Annotated in this window: 25 protein-coding genes; 17 read left to right on the top strand and 8 right to left on the bottom strand. The window is 56.5% G+C overall.

What is annotated here, in order from left to right:
- Positions 1–50 precede the first annotated feature (50 nt).
- On the bottom strand, positions 51–809 hold the full coding sequence (locus HBN61_RS03470; RefSeq protein WP_094993626.1) for a hypothetical protein: 759 nt from the start codon (positions 807–809) through the stop codon (positions 51–53).
- Positions 802–1,080 (bottom strand): DUF1145 domain-containing protein, encoded by a 279-nt coding sequence (locus HBN61_RS03465; RefSeq protein WP_170046179.1) that lies wholly within the window; start codon positions 1,078–1,080, stop codon positions 802–804. Before HBN61_RS03465 ends, HBN61_RS03470 begins: the two co-directional genes overlap by 8 nt.
- Positions 1,081–1,285: 205 nt before the next feature.
- On the opposite strand from HBN61_RS03465, the gene HBN61_RS03460 reads away from it, so the two are divergent.
- From HBN61_RS03460 to pdeM, 11 genes are all read left to right on the top strand, one after another.
- Entirely contained in the window at positions 1,286–1,783 is a 498-nt protein-coding gene (locus HBN61_RS03460) for a DUF6231 family protein (RefSeq protein WP_094993628.1), read from the top strand.
- Positions 1,784–1,787: 4 nt separating this feature from the next.
- Positions 1,788–2,264 carry a YchJ family protein gene (locus HBN61_RS03455; RefSeq protein WP_094993629.1) on the top strand — a complete coding sequence of 159 codons (477 nt, stop codon included), beginning with the start codon at positions 1,788–1,790 and terminating at the stop codon, positions 2,262–2,264.
- A 32-nt stretch (positions 2,265–2,296) separates the two neighbouring features.
- Positions 2,297–2,782: an LEA/WHy family protein gene (locus HBN61_RS03450; RefSeq protein ID WP_169963231.1), complete on the top strand. Its 486-nt coding sequence runs from the start codon at positions 2,297–2,299 to the stop codon at positions 2,780–2,782.
- A 7-nt stretch (positions 2,783–2,789) separates the two neighbouring features.
- Positions 2,790–3,002 carry an SEC-C metal-binding domain-containing protein gene (locus tag HBN61_RS03445; RefSeq protein WP_080960307.1) on the top strand — a complete coding sequence of 71 codons (213 nt, stop codon included), beginning with the start codon at positions 2,790–2,792 and terminating at the stop codon, positions 3,000–3,002.
- A 204-nt stretch (positions 3,003–3,206) separates the two neighbouring features.
- Positions 3,207–3,848, top strand: coding sequence for a glutathione S-transferase N-terminal domain-containing protein (locus HBN61_RS03440; protein WP_094993631.1), 642 nt, complete (start codon positions 3,207–3,209; stop codon positions 3,846–3,848).
- Between the two features lie 204 nt (positions 3,849–4,052).
- Positions 4,053–6,497: a penicillin acylase family protein gene (locus HBN61_RS03435; protein ID WP_170046178.1), complete on the top strand. Its 2,445-nt coding sequence runs from the start codon at positions 4,053–4,055 to the stop codon at positions 6,495–6,497.
- A gap of 133 nt (positions 6,498–6,630) precedes the next feature.
- Positions 6,631–7,650 carry a ligase-associated DNA damage response exonuclease gene (locus HBN61_RS03430; protein ID WP_094993633.1) on the top strand — a complete coding sequence of 340 codons (1,020 nt, stop codon included), beginning with the start codon at positions 6,631–6,633 and terminating at the stop codon, positions 7,648–7,650.
- Positions 7,647–9,302 (top strand): ATP-dependent DNA ligase, encoded by a 1,656-nt coding sequence (locus HBN61_RS03425; protein ID WP_170046177.1) that lies wholly within the window; start codon positions 7,647–7,649, stop codon positions 9,300–9,302. Before HBN61_RS03430 ends, HBN61_RS03425 begins: the two co-directional genes overlap by 4 nt.
- Before the next feature lie 139 nt (positions 9,303–9,441).
- Positions 9,442–10,569, top strand: coding sequence for a succinylglutamate desuccinylase/aspartoacylase family protein (locus HBN61_RS03420; RefSeq protein WP_094993635.1), 1,128 nt, complete (start codon positions 9,442–9,444; stop codon positions 10,567–10,569).
- 79 nt (positions 10,570–10,648) lie between these two features.
- Positions 10,649–13,141, top strand: coding sequence for a ligase-associated DNA damage response DEXH box helicase (locus HBN61_RS03415; protein ID WP_170046176.1), 2,493 nt, complete (start codon positions 10,649–10,651; stop codon positions 13,139–13,141).
- 1 nt (position 13,142) lies between these two features.
- Complete coding sequence (gene pdeM / locus HBN61_RS03410; RefSeq protein WP_094993637.1) at positions 13,143–13,799, top strand: ligase-associated DNA damage response endonuclease PdeM; 657 nt, start codon at positions 13,143–13,145, stop codon at positions 13,797–13,799.
- An 8-nt stretch (positions 13,800–13,807) separates the two neighbouring features.
- Here pdeM and HBN61_RS03405 read toward each other — a convergent pair whose 3' ends face one another.
- Entirely contained in the window at positions 13,808–14,008 is a 201-nt protein-coding gene (locus HBN61_RS03405) for a hypothetical protein (RefSeq protein ID WP_094993638.1), read from the bottom strand.
- Between the two features lie 94 nt (positions 14,009–14,102).
- On the bottom strand, positions 14,103–14,669 hold the full coding sequence (gene dcd / locus HBN61_RS03400) for a dCTP deaminase (RefSeq protein ID WP_019411020.1): 567 nt from the start codon (positions 14,667–14,669) through the stop codon (positions 14,103–14,105).
- 352 nt (positions 14,670–15,021) lie between these two features.
- Between dcd and HBN61_RS03395 the strand changes: the two genes are divergently transcribed.
- Positions 15,022–15,231 carry a cold-shock protein gene (locus HBN61_RS03395; protein ID WP_002554837.1) on the top strand — a complete coding sequence of 70 codons (210 nt, stop codon included), beginning with the start codon at positions 15,022–15,024 and terminating at the stop codon, positions 15,229–15,231.
- 120 nt (positions 15,232–15,351) lie between these two features.
- Here HBN61_RS03395 and apbC read toward each other — a convergent pair whose 3' ends face one another.
- Positions 15,352–16,446, bottom strand: a complete 1,095-nt coding sequence (gene apbC, locus HBN61_RS03390) for an iron-sulfur cluster carrier protein ApbC (RefSeq protein WP_094993639.1) — start codon at positions 16,444–16,446, stop codon at positions 15,352–15,354.
- Positions 16,447–16,626: 180 nt separating this feature from the next.
- Here apbC and metG point away from each other — a divergent pair, with 180 nt between their 5' ends.
- From metG to HBN61_RS03370, 4 genes are all read left to right on the top strand, one after another.
- Entirely contained in the window at positions 16,627–18,678 is a 2,052-nt protein-coding gene (metG, locus tag HBN61_RS03385) for a methionine--tRNA ligase (RefSeq protein WP_170046175.1), read from the top strand.
- 211 nt (positions 18,679–18,889) lie between these two features.
- Complete coding sequence (rsxB, locus tag HBN61_RS03380) at positions 18,890–19,882, top strand: electron transport complex subunit RsxB (protein ID WP_524539059.1); 993 nt, start codon at positions 18,890–18,892, stop codon at positions 19,880–19,882.
- A 72-nt stretch (positions 19,883–19,954) separates the two neighbouring features.
- Positions 19,955–20,593 carry an endonuclease III gene (gene nth / locus HBN61_RS03375; protein WP_094993642.1) on the top strand — a complete coding sequence of 213 codons (639 nt, stop codon included), beginning with the start codon at positions 19,955–19,957 and terminating at the stop codon, positions 20,591–20,593.
- Between the two features lie 106 nt (positions 20,594–20,699).
- Entirely contained in the window at positions 20,700–20,879 is a 180-nt protein-coding gene (locus tag HBN61_RS03370) for a PA3496 family putative envelope integrity protein (protein WP_094993643.1), read from the top strand.
- A gap of 120 nt (positions 20,880–20,999) precedes the next feature.
- Here HBN61_RS03370 and HBN61_RS03365 read toward each other — a convergent pair whose 3' ends face one another.
- Complete coding sequence (locus HBN61_RS03365) at positions 21,000–21,626, bottom strand: response regulator transcription factor (RefSeq protein WP_047274014.1); 627 nt, start codon at positions 21,624–21,626, stop codon at positions 21,000–21,002.
- A 985-nt stretch (positions 21,627–22,611) separates the two neighbouring features.
- On the opposite strand from HBN61_RS03365, the gene HBN61_RS03360 reads away from it, so the two are divergent.
- Positions 22,612–23,400: a hypothetical protein gene (locus HBN61_RS03360; RefSeq protein ID WP_170046173.1), complete on the top strand. Its 789-nt coding sequence runs from the start codon at positions 22,612–22,614 to the stop codon at positions 23,398–23,400.
- Positions 23,401–23,479: 79 nt separating this feature from the next.
- Here the strand turns inward: HBN61_RS03360 and HBN61_RS03355 are convergent, their stop codons facing one another.
- Together HBN61_RS03355 and HBN61_RS03350 are read right to left on the bottom strand one after the other, a co-directional pair.
- Positions 23,480–24,697, bottom strand: a complete 1,218-nt coding sequence (locus tag HBN61_RS03355; RefSeq protein WP_094993791.1) for an argininosuccinate synthase — start codon at positions 24,695–24,697, stop codon at positions 23,480–23,482.
- Between the two features lie 128 nt (positions 24,698–24,825).
- Positions 24,826–25,731 (bottom strand): OmpA family protein, encoded by a 906-nt coding sequence (locus HBN61_RS03350; RefSeq protein ID WP_170046172.1) that lies wholly within the window; start codon positions 25,729–25,731, stop codon positions 24,826–24,828.
- Positions 25,732–25,859 lie beyond the last annotated feature (128 nt).

The raw sequence follows: 25,859 nt of genomic DNA, 5'->3' as shown, positions 1-25,859 counted from the left end.
CCGCTCGCAACCTTTATGCGGTGTCAGCAACTGCGCGTTTACAGGAAGGGTTACAAGCGCTGGATGGTCACCGCGCCAGCAGAACCGGTTTCGCCGGGCTCACCAGCCAGCCCGGGCTTGCCTGACTTGGCGCCGTCGGTGCGGTACACCAGGCACCCTTTGGATTTGCCGCCAGCCCCCGCACGCCCTGCTGCACCGGGCTTGCCACCCGCGCCGCCCTCCACACGCACGTTGATCAGGGCTTCAGGGAAATCTCGGGGCAGTTCGACACGCACCTGCGCACCGGCAGCGCCCTGCTGACCGTTACCACCGTTTTGCCCATTGTGGCCTGCGCCCGCGGAACCCCAGGTGCACCCCGGTGCCTCACCGTTGCCGCCATCGAGCCCGACAAAACCCGGCGCACCGGTTCCGCCACGGGCATCGACCGACAGCTCGTTGGCTTGTAAGGCATCAAACCGCAGGGTCAGATCTCGGGCCGGTCGCGCCGGTTTTTCGTAAGTGCCCGCTGCGCCACGGGCATTGATCTGGCTGCCTTCTTCAAAGTTGGCATAAGCCGCGTGCAACTCAATGGCACGCTCGGCCGGGACAATGGTGATGCGCGCTTCACGTCCCAAATGCAGTTGGTCAATTTTGACCTGCGTCACACCGGGCGGGATCAGCAAGGTGCCGTAATCCGCCACATCGAGCTGTTCGAGTTGCAAGACGCTGGTATTGGCGGGCAAACGCATCAGCGTGTTGGGATCAACCTTGACCGATTCGGCATGGACAAACGGGCTGCACAGGGCGACCAATAGACCTAACTTACGCATGGTGAGCGCCTTGTTCAGAAGTGGAGCGGAGGGTTTGCAGGTGAAAAATGCCAACCAGAAGGACATGCAAGCGATCACGCCAAGGATTGGGGCGCTCTTTGATACTGCCGTTGAACAGTAGCAGCTCAAGCAAGTGGGTCAGCAACAACAAACTGCCGGCCAGATTGACCAATACATCAAATGGGTTGATCAACGGATTGAGCACATTGATCATCACAACCACCCAAAACAAAAGGGTCAAGACTTTCCCCACCCCCCAAAGCACCTTCATAGCTCCCCCTGATCGTTATGTTTTTTCTTTGGATGCACCTTAACGGGTGGCAGGACAGCTGCGCCAGAGGTCCCGACAAAAATACCTCGGTGTGTCATTTCGATACGTGAGGTCGCCAGACCGCTTCTTCGCTTTCGTTGAGTGGATCCACTAGGCCGCAGGGTCAGGGCAGGCTAGTCTTGGGCGCTTAGAAAGAGGACTTGAGATGAACTCCGGCATTTCCACCCGCACGCCTCAGCACGCTTTGGCGGCTTTGCTTGATCGATACGCCCCGCAGCGTTTGCTGGTGGTCGGCGCCAGTCATTTTCCGGCCCTGCAAGCCTTTCAACAGGCCCACCCTGACGCCCAGGTCTCACTGGCAACCCCCGGCCCGCTTCCCGAAGACTTGGCCAGCCAGCGCTTTGATTTAGCCCTGGTAGTGGATTGCCTTGAACACCTGCCCAAAAAAGCGGGTCTTGAATTGCTGGGCGGGATTCGTAACCTGAACGCCAGTCGACTCGCGGTACTCGCAGATCTGACAGCGTGCGACTGGAAAGAAACGGACTTTTTCGCTTTAGCACTACAGAACAATGAGAGCTTTCAGCGTGACGATCAGATACTGACGCTATTCACCTATGATCTACGCGAGTACAAACAGGTGCCCGACTGGTTAAATGCCAGGTTCTGGGCCAATCCGGAAAACTTCGGCAAGTATTGGTGGTAAACCGATGAGTACATCCATTTGCCCTTGTGGCAGCGGCAACCTGCTCGACGCCTGCTGCGGGCATTATCACGCGGGGACTGTCGCCCCAAGCGCCGAAACCCTCATGCGTTCACGTTACAGCGCCTACGTTCTGGGGCGGGTGGATTACCTGGTTGCTACGACATTACCGGTGCAGCAAGCCGGTCTCGACCGTGAATCCATTAAAAGCTGGAGTACACAAAGTACGTGGCTCGGGTTAGAGGTTGAACACAGTGAAGTGTTTGGTGGTCAACCTGAACATGCGTTCGTCACCTTTACGGCCCGCTGGCATGATGCCAATGGCGAACACAGCCATCGGGAAAAGTCTTCCTTCGTGCAAAGTGCTGGGCGCTGGTTCTTCATTGATCCAACCGTTTCGCTAAAAGTGGGGCGCAATGACCCCTGTCCTTGCGCCAGCGGCTTCAAATTCAAAAAATGCTGCGCCGGCTATTTCGCCCAATAAGCTGAACTGACGTGGCTGATAAGGAGCAAAGAATGGATGCTCGGGCACTTATTAAACACACCGCCGCCCTCTTGCTGATAGTGGGTCTGTCGGGGTGCGCCTCCTGGTTTGAGTCCTCGGACAAAGACCCCGGAGTGCGCCTGGAGCGTGTTGAACTAATTCAGGCCAAACTGTTGGAGCAGCGCTTCAAGCTGCACTTCAGGGTGGATAACCCCAATGACTCCACCCTCACCGTCCGCGGCATCAGCTACAAAGTGTACTTGGGCCCCATTTTGTTGACAGAAGGCGAACACAGCCAATGGTTCAGCGTTGATCCCAAAGGCACGGCCGACTACGTAGTCCCGGTGCGCACCAATATGTGGCAACACGTCAAACCCCTGGTCAAATTGCTGGAGTCGCCTGACGAACCTATCCCTTATCGGCTTGAAGGCACGCTGGAGACCGGCCTGTTCTACGGTAACGACGTGCACGTCATGCGCAAAGGCGAGATAATCCCCGGCGATTTTATTCCAGAGTGATTGAGCAATGACCCAACAACCCCACGTTCACGGCCCAGACTGCAACCACGATCATGATCAGCATGATCACGCCCATGACCACGGTAACGGTCATGTGCATGGCCCGAACTGCGGTCACGCCCATCAGGAGCCTGTGCGCAATGCGTTGAAAGACGTTGGCCGCAACGATCCTTGCCCGTGTGGCAGCAGCAAAAAATTCAAAAAGTGTCACGGCGCCTGATCCTTTAAACAGCGCCCGACCTGCGCCGCACCTGCCTTCAGGCATGTGCGGCGTTTGTATTTTTACCGCCTGAGATTTCCTGCCAAAACTTGCACTGACACGTTTCCCCTTCACAACGGCGCGAGTAAAACTGACAACTGCGAGTGAACTGCTACCTTTGCCGAGCATCAGTTTCAACGTGAACATTCGCTTCTGGAGCCCTTCATGATCGATCTTTACTACTGGACCACCCCAAACGGCCACAAGGTTTCACTGTTTCTCGAAGAAGCTGGCCTGCCCTACAAGGTCCACCCGGTCAACATCAGTAAAAATGAACAGTTTGCGCCTGCTTTCCTGAAAATCTCGCCCAACAACCGCATTCCGGCCATTGTCGATCAAACCCCGGCGGACGGTGGCGCGCCGCTCTCGCTGTTCGAATCGGGTGCCATCCTGCTGTATCTGGCCGAGAAAACCGGACAGTTCTTGCCCAAGGATTTGCGAGGGCGGCAAATGGCGCTGCAGTGGCTGTTCTGGCAAATGGGCGGCCTGGGGCCAATGGCGGGGCAAAATCACCACTTCAATCGTTTTGCGCCCGAAAAAATCCCTTACGCGATCAAGCGCTATACCGACGAAACGGCCCGCCTCTATGGCGTCTTGAACAAGCAACTGGAAGGCCGGCAGTTTGTTGCAGGTGACGCGTACAGCATCGCGGACATGGCGATTTACCCGTGGATCGTGCCGCATGCCTGGCAAGGGCAGAATCTGGACGACTTCCCGGCGCTGAAAACCTGGTTTGACCGCATCAAGGCACGCCCCGCCACTGAGCGGGCCTACGCGCTGGTGGCCAAGATCAACCCGCCACAATAAACAACCCTCGCAGTTTGAAGCTGCTATAACGCTGCCGCTGCAGGCCAGCGGCACATAGCGCCTTGCGCCGTTCGGCCGCAATAACACAGCGTGCGATGCTGACGGCGCCTGCACTTGGCTTTTCGCCATATAGCCCTTGCGTGCCCTCTTGCGCGTCACTAACGTAGCGCCTTTCGATGACACCCCCTTCGCAGGAGCTTTGCCATGGCCTCGCCAGCCTTCACTTATTGTTTACCCCGGTTCGGCGTTGCCGCGGCAGTGGTCGGTTTTCTGAGCCTGACCGGTTGCCAGATGAACAACCCTGCCACCCAAAGCCTGGTGCCCACGTCAGGGGTGCAGCCGCTCAAAGGGCTGGCGCAGAACGTGTCGGTGCGGCGTAACGCACAGGGCATGCCGCTGATTGAAAGCAGCAGTTTCCATGACGCACTTTTCACGCTGGGCTATGTGCACGCCAGTGATCGCATCAGCCAGATGGTACGCCTGCGCCTGCTCGCGCAAGGCCGTCTGGCGGAACTGGAGGGTGCCGATGCCCTGCCAACCGACCGCCTGATGCGCAGCATCAACCTGAAAAAGAACGCCAGCGAGCTATACAAAAGTGCATCGCCGCGCCTGAAAAAGTTTTTTGAGGTGTATGCCCGGGGCGTTAACGCTTACCTGTTTCGCTACCGCGACAAACTGCCCGAAGATCTGGCCCGGGCAGGTTATAAGGCCGAGTACTGGAAACCCGAAGATTCGGCACTGGTGTACAGCCTGCTGAGCTTCGGCATGTCAACCAACCTGCAAGAGGAGTTGAATGCGCTGGTGCTGGCACAGAAAGTGGGCAGCGACAAATTGCCATGGCTGATGCCGACCTACCCCGGTGAAGCATTGCCTACCAGTGAGGCCGAGAAACTCAAGGGGTTGAACTTTGGCACTGCGTTGCAAGGGCTGGACAGCGTGACGCATGCCCTCGAACAGGTCACCCGCCTGAGCATGCCGGGCGTAACGGCGTCCAGTGACTGGGCGATAGGCCCGCAACGCAGCCGCTCGGGCAAAAGCCTGCTGGCCAACGATATTCATCAGCCCATCGGCATCCCTTCGGCCTGGAGCTACGTGCAAATCCGCGCCCCAAAATATCAGGCTGCGGGGGCCTCGATTGCCGGGCTGCCGACCCTGTTTGCCGGCTTCAACGGTAACGTTGCGTGGGGCATGAGCATGGCCATGGGCGACAATCAGGACGTGTTTGTTGAGAAACTCAAACGCGAAGGCAATCGTCTTTACTACCTGTCGAACGGCAAATGGCTGCCCGCCAGCGTGCGCAATGAAACCTTCTTCATCAAAGGCCAGCGCCCGATTCGTGAAGCCGTCTATGAAACCCGTCACGGGCCACTGCTCAATACTGCGCTGAACAGTAGCCTGGGCCTGGCCCTGCAAATGCCGGACTTTAAGGACGACAAGACGCTGGACGCGTTTTTCAACCTGTCCCGCGCGCAAACCAGCGAGGCAGCCTCAGACGCCAGCCGTGAAATCCGTTCGGTCGCCCTCAACCTGTTGTATGCCGACGCCCGGCATATTGGCTGGCAAGTGACCGGCCTGTACCCCAACCGCCGCGAAGGCCTGGGCCTGATCCCGTCGCCGGGCTGGCAAAGTCGCTATGACTGGGACGGATACGCCGATGCCATGTTGCATCCCTACGATCAAGACCCGGCTCAAGGCTGGCTCGGCACGGCCAATCAGCGCTCGGCGGCCTATGGCTACGGCATGCAACTGTCAAACTCGTGGCTGTCGCCCGAACGCAGTGAGCGCATCGCGCAACTGGCAGGCAGCGGCAAGCAGGACGCGCGCAGCCTGATTGCCATGCAGTACGATCAGGTCACCCTGTTCGCCCCCAAACTCAAAGCCATGCTCACCGCGCCCGGCATGACCCAGCCCTTGAAACAGGCCATTGCTGCCCTGCCCGCTGCCGATCAACCGAAGGCGCGCGAAGCCTTGAGCCGGTTATTGGCCTTTGACGGCAAGCTCAGCGCAAGCTCGGCCAATGCCGCGCTCTATGAACTGTTCCTGCAGGCCAGTACGCAAGTGACGTTCCTTGACGCCCTCGGGCCTGAGAACAGCGCCAGTTGGCAGGCATTCATCAGCAACGGCAACCTGTCGTACTCGGCTCAGGCCGATCACTTGCTGAGCCGCGAGGACAGTCCATTCTGGAATGACGCCCGCAATGGAAAAGCGCGAGACAAACCGACAGTCCTGGCGCATAGCCTGGTGGCCGCTGTCGACAACGGTGAACGCCTGATGGGCAGCGATCCTAAAGCCTGGCAATGGGGCAAGTTGCACACTTACGTCTGGCGCAATGCCCAAGGCCAGGCTGTGCGCGGCCCCATCGCGGCGGGCGGTGATCACACCACGCTGAACATCGCCGCTTATCGCCTGGGGGATTCGAACTTTGACACGACGTTGATCCCGGCCATGCGCATGATCGTCGACTTCGGGCAGGTCGAACCGATGATGGCGCAGAACAGCAGCGGACAATCCAGCAACCCGGCCAGCCCGCATTACGCCGATGGCATCGATCCGTGGCTTAAAGGCCAGTACCTGAGCTTCCCGATGCAACCGCAACATTTCGACAAGGTGTATGGAAAAACCCGCCTGACGCTGACGCCGGGCAGGTAAAACCGCGAGCACTGCCGCGCCGGGAACGTTCACCGAGCCCACCTTGCGCGGCAGTGTCAGCACCTGCACCTTTTTCGAACTTCCCGCCCTGTCCTTGCCTCCTACATAACAAGCCCATTGCCACGGCATCCCCATGGACCTTGTGATTGCGCGACCTGAAGGCTTGTACTGCCCGCCTGGGGATTTTTACATCGACCCCTGGCGCCCTGTCGAACGTTCGGTAATTACCCACGGGCATGGCGACCATGCGCGCACGGGTAACACCCATTACCTGGCCGCCGAACCCGGCGCGGGCATTTTACGTGCGCGGCTGGGGCAAGACATCAGCCTGCAAACTCTGGCCTACGGCGAACCCCTGAAACACCATGGCGTTACCCTCAGCTTTCACCCGGCGGGCCATGTGCTGGGCTCGGCGCAGGTACGACTGGAGTACAAAGGCGAAGTGTGGGTGGCCTCCGGCGATTACAAAGTGGAACCCGACGGCACCTGCGCGCCGTTCGAGCCCGTGCGCTGCCACACGTTCATCACCGAATCGACCTTTGGCGTGCCTATTTACCGTTGGCAGCCACAAGCGCAGATTTTTGCCGAAATCAACCAGTGGTGGCGGGCCAATCAGCGCGTAGGCAAGGCCAGCGTGTTGTTCTGTTATGCCTTCGGTAAAGCGCAGCGTATTTTGCATGGCATCGACGCCAGTATTGGCCCGATCGTGGCTCACGGTTCTGTGGAGCCACTAAACCGGGTGTACCGCGACGCCGGCATTTACATCCCGCAAACGCTGTACGCAGGGGACCTCAAAAAGACTGATCCCTTGCTGCGGCAGGCATTGATTCTGGCGCCCCCCTCCTCGGGCGGCAGCACCTGGATGCGCCGCTTTGGCGACTACAGCGATGCCTTTGCCAGCGGCTGGATGCGCCTGCGCGGTCCGAGGCGACGCCGGGGTGTTGATCGCGGGTTTATCCTCTCCGACCACGCCGACTGGCCCGGATTGTTGTGGGCCATTGAACAGACCGGTGCGCAACGGGTCATGGTCACCCATGGATCCATCGGCACCCTGGTACGGTTTCTGCGGGAAAAGGGGCTGGATGCCCAAGGCTTTGTCACTGAATATGGCGATGACGAAGAAGCAGCGCCCCTACCGGAGCCTGCCTCATGAAAGCCTTCGCCCAGCTCTATGGTCGGCTCGACGCCACCACCTCCAGCAACGCCAAGCTGGCCGCGCTGCAAGACTATTTCAGCCAGGCCCAACCCGCGGATGCCGCGTGGGCGGTGTACTTCTTGGCAGGCGGACGCCCGCGCCAACTGGTGCCCAGCCGCGTGCTGCGCGAGATTGGCATGCAGCAGGCCGACTTGCCTGAGTGGCTGTTCGAAGAAAGCTACCAGGCGGTGGGGGATCTGGCCGAAACCCTGTCGCTGCTGTTGCCCGAGTCCCCGCACAGCAGTGAGACCGGGCTCGCCGACTGGGTTGAAAACCATCTGTTACCGCTGCGCGGAGCGACGCCAGATGCTTTGTCCCTGCGACTTCCCGCGCTGTGGGCGCAACTGGATCAACAAAGCCTGATGGTCTGCATCAAATTGATCACCGGCAGTTTTCGCGTGGGCGTCTCCAAACTGCTGGTGACCCGCGCGCTCGCGGCCCTGGCCGGGGTCGACAGTAAGCGCGTGGCCCAGCGGCTGGTGGGGTATACCGAGCTGTCGCGCAAACCTTCTGCGGCCGATTACCTGAAACTGATCGCCGAACCCTCCGCTGACGAACACGCACAACGTGGCGGGCAACCTTACCCGTTTTTCCTGGCACACCCGCTGCAACTGCCGGTCGAACAATTCGAGGTCCTGCTGGGGCCGCCCGCAGACTGGCAAGTGGAATGGAAGTGGGACGGTATACGTGCACAACTGGTCAAGCGCGACGGGCAAGTGTGGCTCTGGTCGCGGGGCGAGGAATTAATCAGCGAGCGCTTCCCGGAGCTTTTGGAAATGGGCTCTGCACTACCGGATGGGTGCGTCATCGATGGCGAAATCGTGGTCTGGCATCACGCACCGCAGGCCGGTCCCAACGTGCAGCCATTTGCCCTGCTGCAGCAGCGTATTGGCCGCAAGACGCTAAGCAAAAAGATCCTTCAGGAGATTCCGGTGGTGCTGCTTGCATACGACTTGCTGGAGTGGCAAGGCCAGGACTGGCGCCAGCACCCGCAGGCGCAACGACGGGCGCAACTGGAAGGTGCAGTGGATCAGGCCAACCAGCCAGCGCTGCAGCTGTCCCCCCAATTGCACGGCAGCGACTGGGCTGACTTGGCGCAACAACGCACCACCTCTCGCGCCCTGGGCGTGGAAGGGATGATGCTCAAATCGCGCACAGCCCAGTACGGCGTCGGGCGCACCAAAGACGTGGGCGTGTGGTGGAAATGGAAAGTCGACCCGTTCAGCGTCGATGCTGTGCTGATCTACGCCCAACGCGGGCATGGTCGCCGTGCCAGCCTCTACAGCGATTACACATTTGCCGTGTGGGACGGTCCGCCGGAAAAATCCGACCGCCAATTGGTGCCTTTTGCAAAGGCTTATTCAGGTTTGACCGACGAAGAAATGCGCAAAGTCGACGCCATCGTACGTAAGACCACCGTCGAGAAATTCGGGCCGGTCAGCAGCGTGACTCCCAGCATGGTGTTCGAGCTGGGGTTTGAAGGCATTGCCCTGTCAAAACGCCATAAAAGTGGAATCGCCGTGCGCTTTCCGCGCATGTTGCGCTGGCGACATGACAAAGGTGTCGCGGATGCCGACAGCCTTGAAACCTTGCAAGCACTGCTGGGCTAAAGGCCATCACCGATGTGGAAAGCGCGGTGTGGGTGCTATGCGTGCGCCAGCATCGCTGCCATTATTCGCGCCTGCGTGACCTCACTCGCCGGAACGCTGCAGGCTGGCGCGCCCTGACTTGGCTCATCGGGACTTTTGCATGCAAACAAAGCGACATCAAACCCACCCCCTGCTGGCCCCCGTGCCCGGCGGTGAGCGGCACATTCACAGTTTTCACTATGGGCCTGACCAACCACAGGGCAAGGTCTACATTCAGGCCGCACTGCACGCAGATGAACTGCCAGGCATGCTGGTGGCCTGGCACCTCAAGCAGCGGCTGGCAGAGCTGGAAAACGATGGCCGGTTGCGCAGTGAAATCGTGGTCGTGCCCATGGCCAATCCCGCCGGCCTGGAACAAGTGTTGATGGACGTGCCTCTGGGTCGTTTTGAACTGGAAAGCGGGCAGAACTTCAATCGCCTGTTTCTCGATTTGAGCCTGGAAATAGGTGATGCCATTGAAGGGCTTTTAACCGATGACCCTGACCATAACCTGCACCTGATTCGCCATCACGTGCGTGCAACCCTCGCCCAACACGTACCCGCCACCCCTCTGCAATCACTGCGTTCCACCCTGCAAACGCTGGCTTGCGATGCCGATATCGTGCTGGACCTGCATTGCGATTTTGAAGCCGTCCCTCACCTTTACACGACCCCCGATGCCTGGCCTCGGGTCGAGCCGCTGGCCCGTCGCATCGGTGCACAGGCAAGCCTGCTGGCCACCGACTCTGGCGGGTTGTCCTTCGATGAGTGCCTGACGCTCGTGTGGTGGGAGCTCAAACAACGCTTCGGTCACGTCGCCGCCATCCCCCAGGGTTGTGTGTCGGTCACCGTGGAGTTGCGCGGTCAGCATGACGTCAGCCATCCCATGGCCAAGGCCGACTGTGAGGCATTGCTTGATTATTTGATCGACATGGGCGCCATTGCTGGCGACCCGCCCCCTGCACCCGCGTTGTTGTGCCCTGCTACGCCGCTGGCCGGGGTTGAACCGGTTGCAACGCCCGTTGGGGGGTTGCTGGTATTTTGCGCCAGCCCGGGCGAGAAACTGCGCGACGGGCAACTCATCGCCCAGGTTATTGATCCGGTCAGCGATCGTGTCACGCCGGTTTACAGCGCAACCGACGGCGTGTTGTATGCTCGCTCGTTGCGGCGCATGGCCACGGCTGGCATGGTCATCGCCCATGTGGCGGGGGCCGGGGAGCACCGCAGCGGGTACCTGCTGTCGCCTTGAGGCGAACGACAATTTGGGGCACTAACCGGCGGCGCTCGCGGTCTGTAAATCAAGCCCCCTCAGAGCATCGCCCGCGCGTATGGCTGACTCTACTAACTTCGCGAAACAGTGGTTCACTGCTCGACAGTGGGTACCGTTCGACTTTCAGAAAAAAGTCTGGGCGGCGGTCAAGCGCGGTGAGTCCGGGCTGCTGCATGCCAGCACCGGTGCTGGCAAAACCTATGCGGTATGGTTTGCAGCACTCAACCGTTTTGCCCGTGCTGCGCCAGCCAAACCGCTCACTGCGCCCAAATCGCGCAAACCGGCCTCAGCACCGCTGACGGTGCTGTGGATCACCCCCATGCGCGCGCTGGCAGCGGACACCGCGCGTGCGCTGGATGCACCGCTGGCAGATTTGAACATCCCATGGACCGTTGGCCTGCGCACGGGCGACACCAGCAGCAGTGAACGCGCCCGACAGGGCCGTCGCCTGCCCAGTGCGCTGGTCACCACACCCGAAAGCCTGACCTTGCTGCTGACCCGTGCTGACGCAGAGGCACAGATGGCCAACCTGCGCATGTTGGTGGTCGATGAGTGGCATGAGTTGATTGGCAACAAACGCGGAGTACAACTGCAATTGGCGTTAGCTCGATTGCGCAAGTGGAATCCACAACTGATTGTGTGGGGCATTTCTGCAACCCTTGGTAATCAGGCCCACGCTCAGGACGTGCTGTTGCCGCAAGGCGGGGGCGCCAGCGTACAGGGCAACGTCATTAAGGATTTGCAGGTCGACACCCTGTTGCCACCCTCGATAGAACGCTTTCCCTGGGCGGGGCACATCGGCTTGCGCATGTTGCCGGCAGTTGTGAACGAGGTGGACAGCAGCGCCAGTTGCCTGATTTTTACCAATACCCGCGCGCAATCCGAGATTTGGTATCAGGCGTTGCTAGAGGCCCGTCCCGATTGGGCCGGATTAATTGCCCTGCACCACGGTTCATTGGCCAGAGGCGTGCGCGATTGGGTCGAGCGCAGCCTCAAGGAAGGCACACTGAAGGCGGTTGTATGTACGTCGAGTCTGGATCTGGGCGTGGATTTCTTACCGGTTGAGCGGGTGCTGCAAATCGGCTCGGTCAAAGGCATTGCCCGTTTGATGCAACGCGCCGGGCGCTCGGGGCATGCGCCGGGGCGGCCTTCGCGCGTTACGCTGGTGCCGACCCACAGCCTGGAACTGGTAGAAGCAGCAGCCGCCAAAGCCGCAGTGGCTGCCCGTTTGATCGAGCCCCGGGAATCCCCCCACTGCCCGCTGGATGTGTTGGTGCAACATCTGGTCAGCATGGCATTGGCCGGCGGTTTTCTGCCTGATGAATTACTCGACGAAGTGCGCAGCACCTGGGCTTATCGCGACTTGAGCGAGGAACAATGGCGCTGGGCGCTGGCGTTTGTCCATCATGGCGGCGACTCGCTGACGGCGTATCCGGACTATCAGCGCGTTGAGCCCGATGCCGATGGCGTGTGGAGAGTCCCCAGCGCACGCCTGGCCCGACGCCACCGTATGAGCATCGGCACCATTGTCAGTGACGCCAGTATCCAGCTTAAGTACTGGCGCAAAGGCGGCGGCGGGCAATCGCTGGGCAGTGTCGAAGAAGGCTTTATTGCAAGGCTTAAACCGGGGGACGGCTTTTTGTTCGGCGGGCGCTTGCTTGAACTGGTGCGCGTCGAAAACATGGTGGCGTACGTCAAACGCACCTCGGGTAAAAAAGCCGCCGTACCGCGCTGGAATGGAGGACGAATGCCACTTTCCAGCGAGCTGGCGCATGCCGTGGTCGCGCAGCTGGATGCCGCTCGCCACGGTCAGTTCACAGGCCCGGAAATGCAGGCAATCAAACCCTTGCTGGCGGTGCAAGAGGCGTGGTCGGCCCTGCCCGGCACCCACACCCTGCTGGCCGAGACCCTTAAATCCCGTGAAGGCTGGCACCTGTTCTTGTATCCCTTTGCTGGCAGGCAGGTGCACCTGGGGCTGGCCAGCCTGTTGGCCTGGCGGGTCAGTCAACAGCAACCGCTGACATTCTCAATCGCGGTGAATGACTATGGTTTTGAACTGCTCAGTGCAACTGCAGTGGACTGGGCGTCCCTTCTGAACGCAGGCCTGTTTGATGAGGGTCACTTGCTGGAAGACATTCTTGCCAGCCTCAACGCCGGTGAGCTGGCCCTCAGGCGCTTTCGGGAGATTGCGCGCATTTCAGGACTGGTTTTTGGCGGCTATCCCGGCGCGCAAAAAAGCACGCGGCAGGTTCAAGCCTCCAGCGGTTTGTTTTTTGAAGTCTTCAAGCAATACGACGCCAACAACCTGTTACTGACCCAAGCCCAGGAGGAGGTGTTGCGCCAGGAGCTGGACATTCAGCGCCTGGAACTGACCTTGAGGGACATGCGCGCCTTAACGCTCGACCTGCATGCTATTAAGCGGGCAACCCCGTTCGCCTTTCCACTCCTGGTGGAGCGCTTTCGCGAAAGTCTAAGCTCCGAGAAACTGGCGGACCGCATCGCCCGCATGGTCAAGGACCTGGAAGCCGCTGCCTTGAAAGGAACGAAATAGCATGAAGCTAGCGGTTGAACTGGCAGGTGAAGAAGTATGGCTGTTGGCAGAAAAGGCAATGTTTTGGCCGCGGCGGCAAACCCTGTTGATTGCTGACGCGCATTTCGGCAAGGCGGCAGCCTATCGAAAACTGGGCCAGCCGGTGCCGACAGGAACGACTCAAACCAATATCGATGTACTGAATCGTTTAATGAAGCGTTATCCCTGCACAGAAGTGATTTTTCTAGGGGACTTTCTGCACGCACCTGAATCCCACGCGCTCAACACATTGGCCGCCATTCGCACCTGGCGCGAAGCGCATTCCGAGGTGACGATGACTTTGATAAGGGGCAACCACGACCGGCGCGCAGGAGATCCACCAGACGCGTTGAAGATTGAGGTGATTGCCGAGCCGCTACTGCTGGGGCCCTTTGCACTTCAGCATGAGCCAGATCCCCATGAAACACACCATGTGCTGGCCGGTCATGTGCATCCTACATACCGACTGCGCGGTAAGGGCAGACAGAGCGTACGGGCGCCCTGCTTCTGTCTTGGCACCAAGGTCAGCGTATTACCGGCGTTCGGCGCATTCACTGGGGGGATGAACATCAGCCCTGCGCCCGGCACGCGCCTGTATCTGGTAGCAGATGAGGGCGTGTGGCCACTGACGCATGACTGACTGAATATTCACGCCACGGGGGCAGGTGGAGGCTCGTCGGGAATCGTCGGAACGCCCGGTTCAGTGGGCTGCGGGGTATCGGGATCAGGCTGGCCGGGGATGCCGCCTGCTTGCATCTGAGGGTGTGCGAGCAGCGACCAGGCCAACATACCGACCTGATTAGGTTCAAGGCTGGCCAATTGGGCGCGGATACTCGGATCAATCTTCATAGGGGCACTCCTGAGCGTGGATCCGGCGCGCTGGGTGCATCACCGGAAATACACTCAGTAGAGTGCATTTTCGCTCAGGAATTCCCTCAGCTCGTCAGGTACGTGGCAAGGTCACGCCGCGCTGGCCCTGGTATTTGCCACCACGGTCCTTGTAGGAGACTTCACATTCTTCATCGGACTCAAAGAACAACATCTGTGCGACACCTTCGTTGGCGTAGATTTTCGCTGGCAAGGTCGTGGTGTTGGAGAACTCCAGCGTCACGTGGCCTTCCCACTCCGGCTCAAGCGGGGTCACGTTGACGATAATGCCGCAGCGGGCGTACGTGCTCTTGCCCAGACAGATAGTCAGCACGTTGCGCGGAATACGGAAGTACTCGACGGTGCGCGCCAGGGCGAACGAGTTGGGGGGAATGATGCACACGTCACTGGTGACATCGACAAAGCTGCCTTCATCGAAATTTTTTGGATCGACGGTGGCGGAATTGATGTTGGTGAACACCTTGAATTCGTTCGCGCAACGCACGTCATAGCCGTAGCTCGACACACCATAGGAGATCAGACGGTCGGCGCCTTCGCCGCGCACCTGGCGCTCAACGAAGGGTTCGATCATGCCGTGCTCTTGCGCCATGCGGCGGATCCACTTGTCTGATTTGATGCTCATGGCGGGGTGTCCTGAATAGCGAGGTGGAAAAATTCTGTTGGGCATCTTACCGGTGCGCGGTGTCAGGTTCAAAAGCCTGAGACAGATTTATTGAAAATAGCTGTACCTACCGGGAATACAGGCTGTGAGGCCAACCGCCAGTCACGTTTTTAGAGAAACCTTCGCAAAGACCCTTTGCACGTTCCTGAAAAAGGGTTAAGGTGGCGTCACTGTGTTGCTTGTGTCACTGAGAATCTCTACACGATGTTGAATTTCGATCCAACCATCTCCAAGAATTTTTCCTGCTCTTTGCACTCAGTCTCGGCCAGGGCTTTTCCTGAGTCGCAGTTATCTTTGTCCAAGGAGTTACACCATGTCTAATCGCCAAACTGGTACCGTTAAGTGGTTCAACGATGAAAAAGGCTTCGGCTTCATCACTCCACAATCCGGTGACGACCTGTTTGTTCACTTCAAAGCAATCCAGTCCGACGGCTTCAAAAGCCTGAAAGAAGGCCAACAGGTTTCTTTCATCGCTACTCGCGGTCAGAAAGGCATGCAAGCTGAGGAAGTTCAAGTTATCTAACTTGTACTGATCCAGTAAAAAACCCCGCCCTCAAAAGCGGGGTTTTTTTATGCCCGTCCAAAAACATTAAGCGCCACGCTTGCCAGCAGGAGCGAGCTAGCCCGCCCCCACTGCCGAATATCAATCGTCGCTGTTGGTAATGCTGGGCATGGCTTGAGATGCCGCTTCGTGCAAGACGATGCGCGCCCCCACATGCCGGGCCAATTCCTGATAAATCAATGCGATTGGACTGTCCGGCTCGGCAATCGCCGTCGGCTTGCCGCTGTCTGCCTGCTCACGGATGGACATCGACAATGGCAATGAGGCCAAGACCTCAACACCGTATTGAGTCGCAAGCTTCTCACCCCCGCCCTCCCCAAACAGATGCTCAGCGTGACCGCAATTGGAGCAGATGTGGACCGCCATGTTCTCAACGACACCCAATACCGGGATATTGACCTTGCGGAACATTTCGACACCTTTGCGCGCGTCCAGCAGTGCCAGATCTTGCGGCGTGGTCACCACGACAGACCCGGTGACCGGAACTTTCTGCGCCAGAGTAAGCTGGATATCCCCCGTACCCGGCGGCATATCAATCACTAAGTAGTCCAGATCATTCCAAGCTGTTTGCGTCACCAGCTGCAACAGCGCGCCGGACACCATTGGACCGCGCCACACCATCGGCGTGTTGTCGTCGGTCAAAAACGCCATGGACATCACTTCAACACCGTGTGCTTCGATCGGCACAAACCACTTCTGATCACGGATCTTTGGCCGAGTGCCTTCCGGAATGCCGAACATTACACCCTGGCTCGGCCCATAAATGTCGGCATCCAGAATACCGACCCGCGCACCTTCGCGCGCCAGTGCCAACGCAAGGTTTGCGGCCGTGGTGGATTTGCCCACGCCACCCTTGCCCGACGCCACTGCCACAATATTTTTGACATTGGCCAGCTCAGGGATTTGTCCCTGAGCCTTGTGCGCCGCAATCACGCAATTGACCTCAACCTTGGCAGCTGTCACGCCGTCCATGTTTTGAATGGCCATTTGCAGCATCTGCGCCCAGCCATTTTTGAACAGGCCCGCAGCGTAACCCAGCTCAAGCTGCACGCTGACGCGATCACCTTCAATATCGACATGACGGACGCAGCCGGCAGACACAGGGTCCTGATTCAAGTAAGGGTCGGTGTACTGGCGAAGGACAGCCTCCACCGCTGCGCGATTGACGGCGCTCATGGGCAACTCCCGAAAGGTCTGATTAAAACAGGCCGCTATCCTAACCTTCTGAGGCGACCAAAGCAGGCTTTTAAAAGCCCTTGAAACACCATAAACCCACAGATACGTGTCCACGGGGTGAAATATATTGTCTGGCGCTTTATAGTGGCCGACCACCGTCTCATCAAGTAGCCGAGCCCCATGTCCGAGCCACGCAAGATCCTCGTCACCAGCGCCCTGCCCTATGCCAATGGTTCAATCCACCTTGGCCATATGCTTGAGTACATCCAGACCGATATGTGGGTGCGCTTCCAGAAGCAACGCGGCAATCAATGCACGTACGTTTGCGCAGACGACGCCCACGGCTCGGCAATCATGTTGCGCGCCGAAAAAGAAGGCATCACACCCGAGCAACTGATCGCCAACGTTCAGGCTGAGCACAGCGCCGACTTTGCCGATTTCCTCGTTGACTTCGATAATTTCCATTCGACCCACGCTGAAGAAAACCGTGAGCTGTCGAGTGCGATCTACATCAAGCTGCGTGAAGCCGGCCACATCGCAACCCGCTCGATTACTCAGTACTTCGACCCGGAAAAGAAAATGTTCCTGGCCGACCGCTTCATCAAGGGCACCTGCCCGAAATGCGGCACTGAAGATCAATACGGCGACAACTGCGAAAAATGTGGTGCCACCTACGCCCCCACAGATCTGAAGAACCCAAAATCAGCGATTTCCGGCGCCACTCCGGTGCTCAAAGAGTCGCAACACTTCTTCTTCAAACTGCCAGACTTCGACGCCATGCTCAAAAGCTGGACCCGAAGCGGTGCCCTGCAAGACGCCGTGGCAAACAAAATTGCCGAATGGCTGGATGCGGGTCTGCAACAGTGGGACATCTCCCGCGATGCGCCGTATTTCGGTTTCGAGATCCCGGATGAGCCCGGCAAATATTTCTATGTGTGGCTGGATGCGCCTATCGGCTACATGGCCAGCTTCAAGAATCTCTGCGCCCGCCGTCCTGATCTGGACTTCGACGCCTACTGGGCCAAAGATTCGACCGCTGAGCTGTATCACTTCATCGGCAAAGACATCGTGAACTTTCACGCCCTGTTCTGGCCAGCCATGCTCGAAGGTGCAGGCTATCGCAAGCCCACGGCCATCAATGTCCACGGCTATTTGACGGTCAACGGCCAGAAGATGTCCAAATCCCGCGGCACCTTTATCAAGGCCCGCACCTATCTGGACCACCTGTCGCCTGAATACCTGCGTTACTACTACGCATCGAAACTGGGTCGCGGGGTCGACGACCTGGACCTCAACCTCGAAGATTTCGTGCAAAAGGTCAACTCGGATCTGGTCGGCAAAGTGGTTAACATTGCCAGCCGTTGCGCAGGCTTTATCCACAAAGGCAATGCCGGTGTGATGGTCGAAGGCAACGCTGCACCTGAGCTGACGGATGCATTTCTGGCAGCCGCCCCGAGCATTGCTGAAGCCTACGAAGCGCGCGACTTCGCTCGCGCCATGCGCGAAATCATGGCACTGGCCGACCGCGCCAACGCCTGGATTGCTGAAAAAGCGCCATGGGCCATGGCCAAACAGGAAGGCAAACAGGATGAAGTCCAGGCAGTGTGTGCACTGGGTATCAACCTGTTCCGCCAACTGATCATTTTCCTAAAGCCCGTGCTGCCCGTGCTCGCCGCCGATGCCGAAGCATTCCTGAATGTCTCGCCGTTGACGTGGGACGATCACACGACCCTGCTGAACAACCATCAGTTGAATGCATTCAAGCCGCTGATGACCCGTATTGATCCGGTAAAAGTACAAGCGATGACTGACGCGTCAAAAGAAGACCTGGTTGCGAGTCAGACTGACACAGGCTCCGCCGCCCCCAAAGGTAACGGCGAACTGGTAAAAGAACCGCTGGCAGCCGAAATCGACTTTGATGCCTTCGCGGCCGTTGACCTGCGCGTGGCGCTGATTCTCAAGGCAGAAGCCGTTGAAGGTGCCGACAAGCTCTTGCGCCTGACGCTGGACATCGGTGATGAGCAGCGCAACGTCTTTTCCGGGATCAAAAGCGCCTACCCGAACCCGGCAGAACTCGAAGGTCGCCTGACAATGATGATCGCCAACCTGAAACCGCGCAAAATGCGTTTCGGTATTTCGCAAGGCATGGTCATGGCAGCGGGTCCCGGCGGTGAAGAAATTTACCTGCTGAGCCCCGACAGCGGTGCCAAGCCGGGTCAACGCATCAAGTAAGACCCCGCGTATCACATTCGCCAATGGCCTACCGGCCGTTGGCGAACGTTCTTCAGTAGCCTCCCTTCCTGCCTTGTCGGATAATCAGCCAGCCTCGCTAGACTGTGACTATGACTGACCTGACATTCACGCGTTAATGCCAAGCCCGTTTCGATGATCCCCACGTCATGAACGCCGGGAGATGGCTTGCTGTCGTTGGAAACACCCCACAATGAGCCTGATACAACAGATCGATGCCTTATTGCCGCAAACTCAGTGCGGAAAATGCGGCCACCCGGGCTGCAAACCTTATGCGAAAGGGATTGCCCAGGGCGAAGCCATTAACAAATGCCCGCCTGGCGGAGAAGAAACCGTTCGCGCCCTGGCACAGTTGCTCCGCGTACCTGTCATTGAGCTCGACCCCGAACGCGGCTCTGCTCCAGCTCAAGTTGCGTACATCCGCGAGGCTGAGTGCATCGGCTGCACCAAATGCATTCAGGCGTGCCCGGTTGATGCCATTCTCGGCGCTGCCAAGTTGATGCACATCGTGATCGTGGATGAATGCACGGGCTGCGACCTGTGTGTTGCCCCCTGCCCGGTGGACTGCATCGAAATGCGCCCACTCCCTGCGAATGTTATTCCAGTTGTAGGCGGACTTGCGCAGCAAGCAGGGGAGTTCGAAGCGCGGGCAAACAAACGGCAGCATGCACGTTGGCGTTACGAACAGCGTGAAACCCGGCTCGCACGCGAAGAAACGACCAGACAAGCCGCACGTGCGGCACGCTCGCAACCCACCGTCGCGGCACACTCACGGGCTGAAGCTGAGCCGCAAACACATGCCCTGCGGCCAAGCGGTCATGAAGCCGCGCTTAAACAGGCCAAAATTACGCTGGCCATGGCCCGGGCCCAATTGCACAAATCGCTAAAAGCCTTTGGTCACCCACCAACAGCTCAACAACAAGCTCAACTCAACCAGCTCGGGCAACAGTTTGAATTGGCCGAACAGGCATTGGCGACACTAGAAAAAAGCCCTCAGCCACCAGCGCCCAAAACACACCCGCAGGGTTCCGATCTCAAGCGCGCAAAAATTCAACTGGCGTTGCGTCGGGCAGAATTGAAAAAATCGATCAATCTGGATCTGCCAACCCAAGAACTTGCACCACTAAAAGAAGCTGTGGATCGGGCCGAAAAGCTGATTGCTTCGTTGACCGACGCCAGCTCTTGATATTTCTCAGACCGAGACCCAACTGTCCCAACAGCGCTTGGACAGACAGCACATCAGGAAACGCCCTTACTCATGAACGCCGCAAAGCGCCTTGAAATATTTCGTCGATTTCACGAAGACAATCCTGAGCCTAAAACGGAGTTGGCTTACTCATCACCTTTCGAATTGCTAATCGCGGTCATTTTGTCCGCGCAGGCAACCGATGTGAGCGTCAACAAGGCGATGGCCAAATTGTTTCCGGTCGCGAATACGCCAGAAGCCATCTACGCTCTGGGTGTGGAAGGGTTGTCGGAGTACATCAAGACCATCGGTTTGTATAACAGCAAGGCCAAGAACGTGATTGAAGCCTGCCGATTACTCATCGAGCGACATGACAGCCAGGTGCCTCAGACACGGGAGGCGCTCGAAGCACTTCCAGGTGTCGGCCGTAAAACTGCGAATGTGGTGCTAAACACCGCATTCAGGCAATTGGCCATGGCAGTCGATACCCATATTTTTCGAGTGAGCAACCGCACCGGCATCGCACCGGGCAAGAATGTGGTGGAGGTCGAAAAGCAATTAATGAAGTTCGTACCCAAGCCCTACCTACTGGATGCGCACCATTGGTTGATTCTGCATGGACGCTATGTTTGTCAGGCTCGCAAGCCTAGATGTGGGAGCTGTCGAATCGAAGACCTGTGCGAGTTCAAGCAGAAAACCTCTGATGATTGAGCGATAGTGATTTTATGGGCTGATCGATTGAGAAAAACTTTTTTACCCTTGCGACATTTGTCGCTATAAGGAGCGCCAATAGCTGTCTTGGTCTGGAGTGAGCAGAATGAGCACTGGCAAAGAAGAATTGGATGTAGACGATGAGCTTGTCTCAGACGAGCAAGAGGAGGTAGTCCCTCCCCCAGAGGTTGCGAAGACCAATCTCGCCAAACGCAGAACCATTGATAACCTTCTGGAAGAGAGAAGACTCCAGAAGCAGCTATCAGATTATGACTTTGATCTTTGATGAGCTGAAAAGCCTCCTGTTGCCCAAGGAGGCTATTTTAATCATGGGGCCTGAGCAAACGGCTATCCCGCCATACAAGCGAGATAGCCGTCTAGACGTGAAACTTACTGGTGCCGCCGTTCACACTAAACCGTTGCGCTGAGCAAGCTCGATCAGGTCAACCAGTGAGCGAGCGTTAAGTTTCAATAACAAGCGTGTCTTATAGGTACTGACGGTTTTGTTACTCAAGAACATCCCGTCCGCGATGTCCTTGTTACTTTTTCCGCGAGCCAATTGTTGCAGCACCATCATCTCCCTGCCCGACAAGCGATTGACCATATCGGCTTCACTGGCATTTCCAAGACTGGTGCGCACAGAGTGCAATGCTTGATTAGGAAAGTAACTGTATCCCGACAATACAGCCTTTATTGCACTGAGCAACTCTGTCAGATCCTGCTGCTTGCACACATATCCCGCCGCCCCGGCTTGCATGCAACGCATGGAAAAATGTCCCGGCGCTTGTGAAGTTAAAACCAGCACTTTCACAGGTAGCGCCGGAGTTGATAGACGAGCAATCACCTCAAGCCCGTCCAGTTTAGGTATTCCTATGTCGAGTATCACAATATCCGGCGCATGTTCACGCGCAAGTTGTAATGCGTCCACACCGTTATCCGTCTCAGCAACGACTTCATAGCCATGTCGTTCCATGAGCATACGTACAGCAAGACGGATCACGGGATGATCATCCACGATCAGCACTTTATTCATGGGTAATTCCAATTTTCGCTGTTCGAATTTTTAGAGTCAGCACAATAGCCTAGTCGTAACACCCTGGGCATAGCGCCCCCCCCCGAGCACTAACAGCCAAAGACATCACCTACATAAAATAACGATTTTCCCTACAAAAAACTGCTCTAAAGAAAAGCTTCCCGCCCAACAAAGCGTGGACACCCTCACAAAATAAAACCGTATCCCACAGCCTGTACGGATACACGATTAATCAAACGAGTGTTTTATTGCAATTCCATCGCACTTACGCAAGCGACACTTCGACGTAACACCATACATGTCATTTACGTCCTGAGATCCCTCCCGTTTTCGAATTGACACAAGCACCTTCGTGTTCCAGGGATCGGAGCCACAATCAGTTACTTGTGACAAACCTTATATCAACAATATTCGTCATGACAACACGTACAGACATGAAAATACGTCTGGAGCCGTTGATGCCACATAAATAGCATTACAGAAAAACTCTTAAAATATGTAGGCGAACCACACTAGCATGCTCTTATGTGCCGCCTGACACATTTAATTTCACGCAGCAAAATCTACTCTTATTTCTCATGAAAGTATTTCAAATTATCACTTAAGGAAAGGTACTACAGGTCATTAGGAAAAATATGCAGGAATCAATTAACTCTATTTTTTACGAAACATATCACAACAACCCAGCTAGACACCTCTATAGGCATTCATCATCCTACTGTTTGAAATTGACTACCCTGTAATAACTCCCTCTTTGACTCGAGACATAGACTACAACTAACGAACAAAATAGCGCAGCGTATGCTCCCCGCCGGCGCGACCCAAGTAAACCTTGCGCATTCAAAATCTCACAGCTAACTTTGTAAATAGACACATTATTTAAATCACTCAAGGCCCGACAATAAACTCAGACAAAAAATAATTTTTACGATTACATTTGTCTTCTTTCATCAATTGAGGCCTTTTCAGACAAGCAGGTTCCCTTATGCTTACGAGTAAACCCACTACAAAAAATCCGCTGACTGTAATTGCGATTTTTTCAATACTGACGCAAGCCTCGGCATCCGTTTCCCTGCCGTACATAAACAAGGAGAATCAGGAAATCTATGTCTGGTTTTTGGTCGCATTCCCGATCGCACTGGTTATCCTTTTCTTTATTACATTGAACTTCAATAACAGAACGCTTTACTCACCCTCCGATTTCTCGAACGAGAAACACTTTCTGGACACAAATATTGAGTCGACAAACCCAAGAAAAGAGCGTGAAAACAAACCACTCCCACATTTAAAATCACCACCCAAAAAAATAACCGACCGGTCGGACATAAGATTGAGCTTTTGCACCCCGCAAAACCTTGTACTGCTGCCTCAGAGCCATACGCACGCCCAGTCATCCACACACAAACAAGGCACAAAAAAGGGCCTGAGCGAAGCCACCAAACGGCATAAAGAGCCAGAATCGGCCAAATACAAAACCTTTAAAAGGACCATAACAGACGGGTTGCAGGTCGCTAACCTGACTCATTCAGATGAAGTCCTTACAAGCAAGCATGATCTTGAGGAGGTTCTTTCAACCATTTACAGAAACATGATCTCATCAAAAAACTCAGCCGATAAAAACAAGGTGCTTATTCTGTTAATTAACAGCCATGTCAGCGAGTTAATAAATAAATACCCGCTCTCAGCGCTGAGCTATAAGAAGACTCACTTAGGGGACACAACCACTGTTTTCACCTACAACACCGACACTGACTCACTGAGCATGACACATTGAAATTATTGGCACTTCAAAAGCGCTTTAAAAAAAAGCCCCGACCATTGGCCGGGGCTTTTTTTTCAACAGGCGTAGTCGATCAGAACAACGTACGACCCTTATTCGCCGCAATACGCATGCGCAGTGCATTCAGTTTGATAAAACCTGCAGCATCGGCCTGGTTGTAAGCGCCACCATCTTCTTCAAAGGTTGCGATATTCGCATCGAACAACGACTGATCAGACTTACGACCGGTGACGATGACATTACCTTTGTAGAGTTTTAGACGAACGACACCGTTCACGTGAGCTTGGGAGGCATCAATCATCTGCTGCAACATGACGCGCTCAGGGCTCCACCAGTAACCGGTGTAAATCAGGCTGGCGTATTTAGGCATCAACTCATCTTTCAAGTGCGCCACTTCACGGTCCAGCGTAATCGACTCAATCGCACGGTGAGCACGCAGCATGATGGTGCCGCCCGGGGTTTCGTAACAGCCGCGGGACTTCATGCCCACGTAGCGGTTTTCAACGATATCCAGGCGACCGATACCGTTTTCGCCGCCAATGCGGTTCAGGGTAGCCAATACCGTAGCAGGCGTCATTTCAACACCGTCCAACGCCACGATGTCACCATTGCGGTAGGTCAATTCCAGATACGTCGGCGTATTGGGTGCGTCTTCAGGTGACTTGGTCCAGCGCCACATTTCTTCTTCGTGCTCAGTCCAGGTGTCTTCCAGCACACCGCCCTCGTACGAGATATGCAGCAGGTTAGCGTCCATGGAGTAAGGGGATTTTTTCTTACCGTGGCGTTCGATTGGGATTGCATGCTTTTCAGCGTAATCCATCAATTTTTCACGCGAGAGCAGATCCCATTCACGCCAGGGCGCAATCACCTTAACGCCGGGTTTCAGTGCGTAGGCGCCAAGCTCGAAGCGCACCTGATCGTTACCTTTACCTGTGGCACCGTGGGAAATGGCATCAGCGCCCGTTTCGTTAGCGATTTCAATCAGGCGTTTGGCAATCAGCGGACGAGCGATGGAGGTACCCAGCAGGTACTCGCCTTCGTAAACAGTATTGGCACGGAACATCGGGAACACGAAGTCTCGAACAAACTCTTCGCGCAGGTCGTCAATATAGATTTCCTTGACGCCCATGGCTTGCGCCTTGGCACGTGCAGGTTCGACCTCTTCGCCCTGACCCAGGTCAGCGGTAAAGGTTACGACTTCACAGTTATAAGTATCCTGCAGCCACTTCAGGATCACCGAAGTGTCCAGGCCGCCCGAATAAGCCAGAACGACCTTGTTTACGTCCGCCATGCCATCACTCCACGGGTTGTTCGAAAAGCCGAACAGTCTACCGCTCAAGTTGCATAAATTACAGAGGCGCGACAGCTTAAGACGACAAAGCGACAGTTACTTTCATTAGGGCGACGACGGTGTCTGCTTTAAGAGACGTTAGCAGGGTGGGTCGTATTTGCAGGAGGAGTCGTTTTTTCCGGCGCGGGAACCCGCTCAAGCCGCACACTGACACGGCGATTTTTTGCACGATTCGCAGCACTGGAGTTACGCACCAACGGGTATTGCTCACCATGAAACCGGAGTGTGATTTGCGACTCTTGAATGCCGTTTTCCTTGAAGAAATCCATGACGGCCAGCGCTCTGCGTCGTGACAAGTCACGATTGGTCAGACGGTTACCGGAATTGTCCGAGTGCCCATCCAGCGTGACATGATTGACCGAAGGATCTGCCTTCATATATTCCACCATAACCAGCAGGTTTGCCCGCGCCTGATTGTCCAGATCAATCCCGCCGCCCGGAAAACCAATCTGACTTTGACGAACCTGCTCGAAATTTTTGGGTAACAACTTGGCCGTACAAGCCTCGTAATCGCTGTACGCCTGGCGAAACTTAACAGGAAGCAAGCGAACTTCAGACGTTCCGCCGGTCGAAGAATAATGCCTGACTAAGGGAGTACGCCCCTCCAGCAAGCCCCGCACGAGGCTGGAGGCCTGAGTCTGAGAACTGCTGAACAGCACTTGACCCCGACCAATCCGGACAGATCCAAGATTGATATCTCCACGCCCCGGCTGCCAAGGTGCAGCGGCCGCCAACAACGTAGCAGAACCTTCACCCAACAAAGCGTTGAAGGCATTGAGGCGAAAAATAGCTTGTTCACCCGCGCGGCGCACGAATACGCCAGACCCGAAGTCCGTGATCGGCTGGATAAGACGGCACTCGAATTTGTCACCTTCCACCTTCCACTCGATATTCTCCAGACGCGTCTGGAAAGTCAGGGCCATGGCAGGCAGGCTGGCAAACATACTGAGTAGGGCTAGATAACGCTGGCGCACGGGCGGCTCCACAGGCTTGTACTGCAAAAAAACAGCAAACAGATAGACGGCATTCTCAAAAGATATCGGTTAAGCGCCGCAAAACTTGATAGCGAGTGCCTGACAGAGTGTTTTCCGGTAGGATTCGC

Source organism: Pseudomonas sp. WS 5071 (genome assembly GCF_012985765.1).
Lineage (GTDB): Bacteria > Pseudomonadota > Gammaproteobacteria > Pseudomonadales > Pseudomonadaceae > Aquipseudomonas > Aquipseudomonas lundensis_A.
Note: the sequence above shows the minus strand (reverse complement) of the source record. Positions and strands in the feature narration are given on the sequence as shown.

Coding starts and splice junctions, on each gene's coding strand:
- HBN61_RS03470 (WP_094993626.1), bottom strand. CDS start 809: ATGCGTAAGTTAGGTCTATTGGTCGCCCTGTGCAGCCCGTTTGTCCAT.
- HBN61_RS03465 (WP_170046179.1), bottom strand. CDS start 1,080: ATGAAGGTGCTTTGGGGGGTGGGGAAAGTCTTGACCCTTTTGTTTTGG.
- HBN61_RS03460 (WP_094993628.1), top strand. CDS start 1,286: ATGAACTCCGGCATTTCCACCCGCACGCCTCAGCACGCTTTGGCGGCT.
- HBN61_RS03455 (WP_094993629.1), top strand. CDS start 1,788: ATGAGTACATCCATTTGCCCTTGTGGCAGCGGCAACCTGCTCGACGCC.
- HBN61_RS03450 (WP_169963231.1), top strand. CDS start 2,297: ATGGATGCTCGGGCACTTATTAAACACACCGCCGCCCTCTTGCTGATA.
- HBN61_RS03445 (WP_080960307.1), top strand. CDS start 2,790: ATGACCCAACAACCCCACGTTCACGGCCCAGACTGCAACCACGATCAT.
- HBN61_RS03440 (WP_094993631.1), top strand. CDS start 3,207: ATGATCGATCTTTACTACTGGACCACCCCAAACGGCCACAAGGTTTCA.
- HBN61_RS03435 (WP_170046178.1), top strand. CDS start 4,053: ATGGCCTCGCCAGCCTTCACTTATTGTTTACCCCGGTTCGGCGTTGCC.
- HBN61_RS03430 (WP_094993633.1), top strand. CDS start 6,631: ATGGACCTTGTGATTGCGCGACCTGAAGGCTTGTACTGCCCGCCTGGG.
- HBN61_RS03425 (WP_170046177.1), top strand. CDS start 7,647: ATGAAAGCCTTCGCCCAGCTCTATGGTCGGCTCGACGCCACCACCTCC.
- HBN61_RS03420 (WP_094993635.1), top strand. CDS start 9,442: ATGCAAACAAAGCGACATCAAACCCACCCCCTGCTGGCCCCCGTGCCC.
- HBN61_RS03415 (WP_170046176.1), top strand. CDS start 10,649: ATGGCTGACTCTACTAACTTCGCGAAACAGTGGTTCACTGCTCGACAG.
- pdeM (WP_094993637.1), top strand. CDS start 13,143: ATGAAGCTAGCGGTTGAACTGGCAGGTGAAGAAGTATGGCTGTTGGCA.
- HBN61_RS03405 (WP_094993638.1), bottom strand. CDS start 14,008: ATGAAGATTGATCCGAGTATCCGCGCCCAATTGGCCAGCCTTGAACCT.
- dcd (WP_019411020.1), bottom strand. CDS start 14,669: ATGAGCATCAAATCAGACAAGTGGATCCGCCGCATGGCGCAAGAGCAC.
- HBN61_RS03395 (WP_002554837.1), top strand. CDS start 15,022: ATGTCTAATCGCCAAACTGGTACCGTTAAGTGGTTCAACGATGAAAAA.
- apbC (WP_094993639.1), bottom strand. CDS start 16,446: ATGAGCGCCGTCAATCGCGCAGCGGTGGAGGCTGTCCTTCGCCAGTAC.
- metG (WP_170046175.1), top strand. CDS start 16,627: ATGTCCGAGCCACGCAAGATCCTCGTCACCAGCGCCCTGCCCTATGCC.
- rsxB (WP_524539059.1), top strand. CDS start 18,890: ATGAGCCTGATACAACAGATCGATGCCTTATTGCCGCAAACTCAGTGC.
- nth (WP_094993642.1), top strand. CDS start 19,955: ATGAACGCCGCAAAGCGCCTTGAAATATTTCGTCGATTTCACGAAGAC.
- HBN61_RS03370 (WP_094993643.1), top strand. CDS start 20,700: ATGAGCACTGGCAAAGAAGAATTGGATGTAGACGATGAGCTTGTCTCA.
- HBN61_RS03365 (WP_047274014.1), bottom strand. CDS start 21,626: ATGAATAAAGTGCTGATCGTGGATGATCATCCCGTGATCCGTCTTGCT.
- HBN61_RS03360 (WP_170046173.1), top strand. CDS start 22,612: ATGCTTACGAGTAAACCCACTACAAAAAATCCGCTGACTGTAATTGCG.
- HBN61_RS03355 (WP_094993791.1), bottom strand. CDS start 24,697: ATGGCGGACGTAAACAAGGTCGTTCTGGCTTATTCGGGCGGCCTGGAC.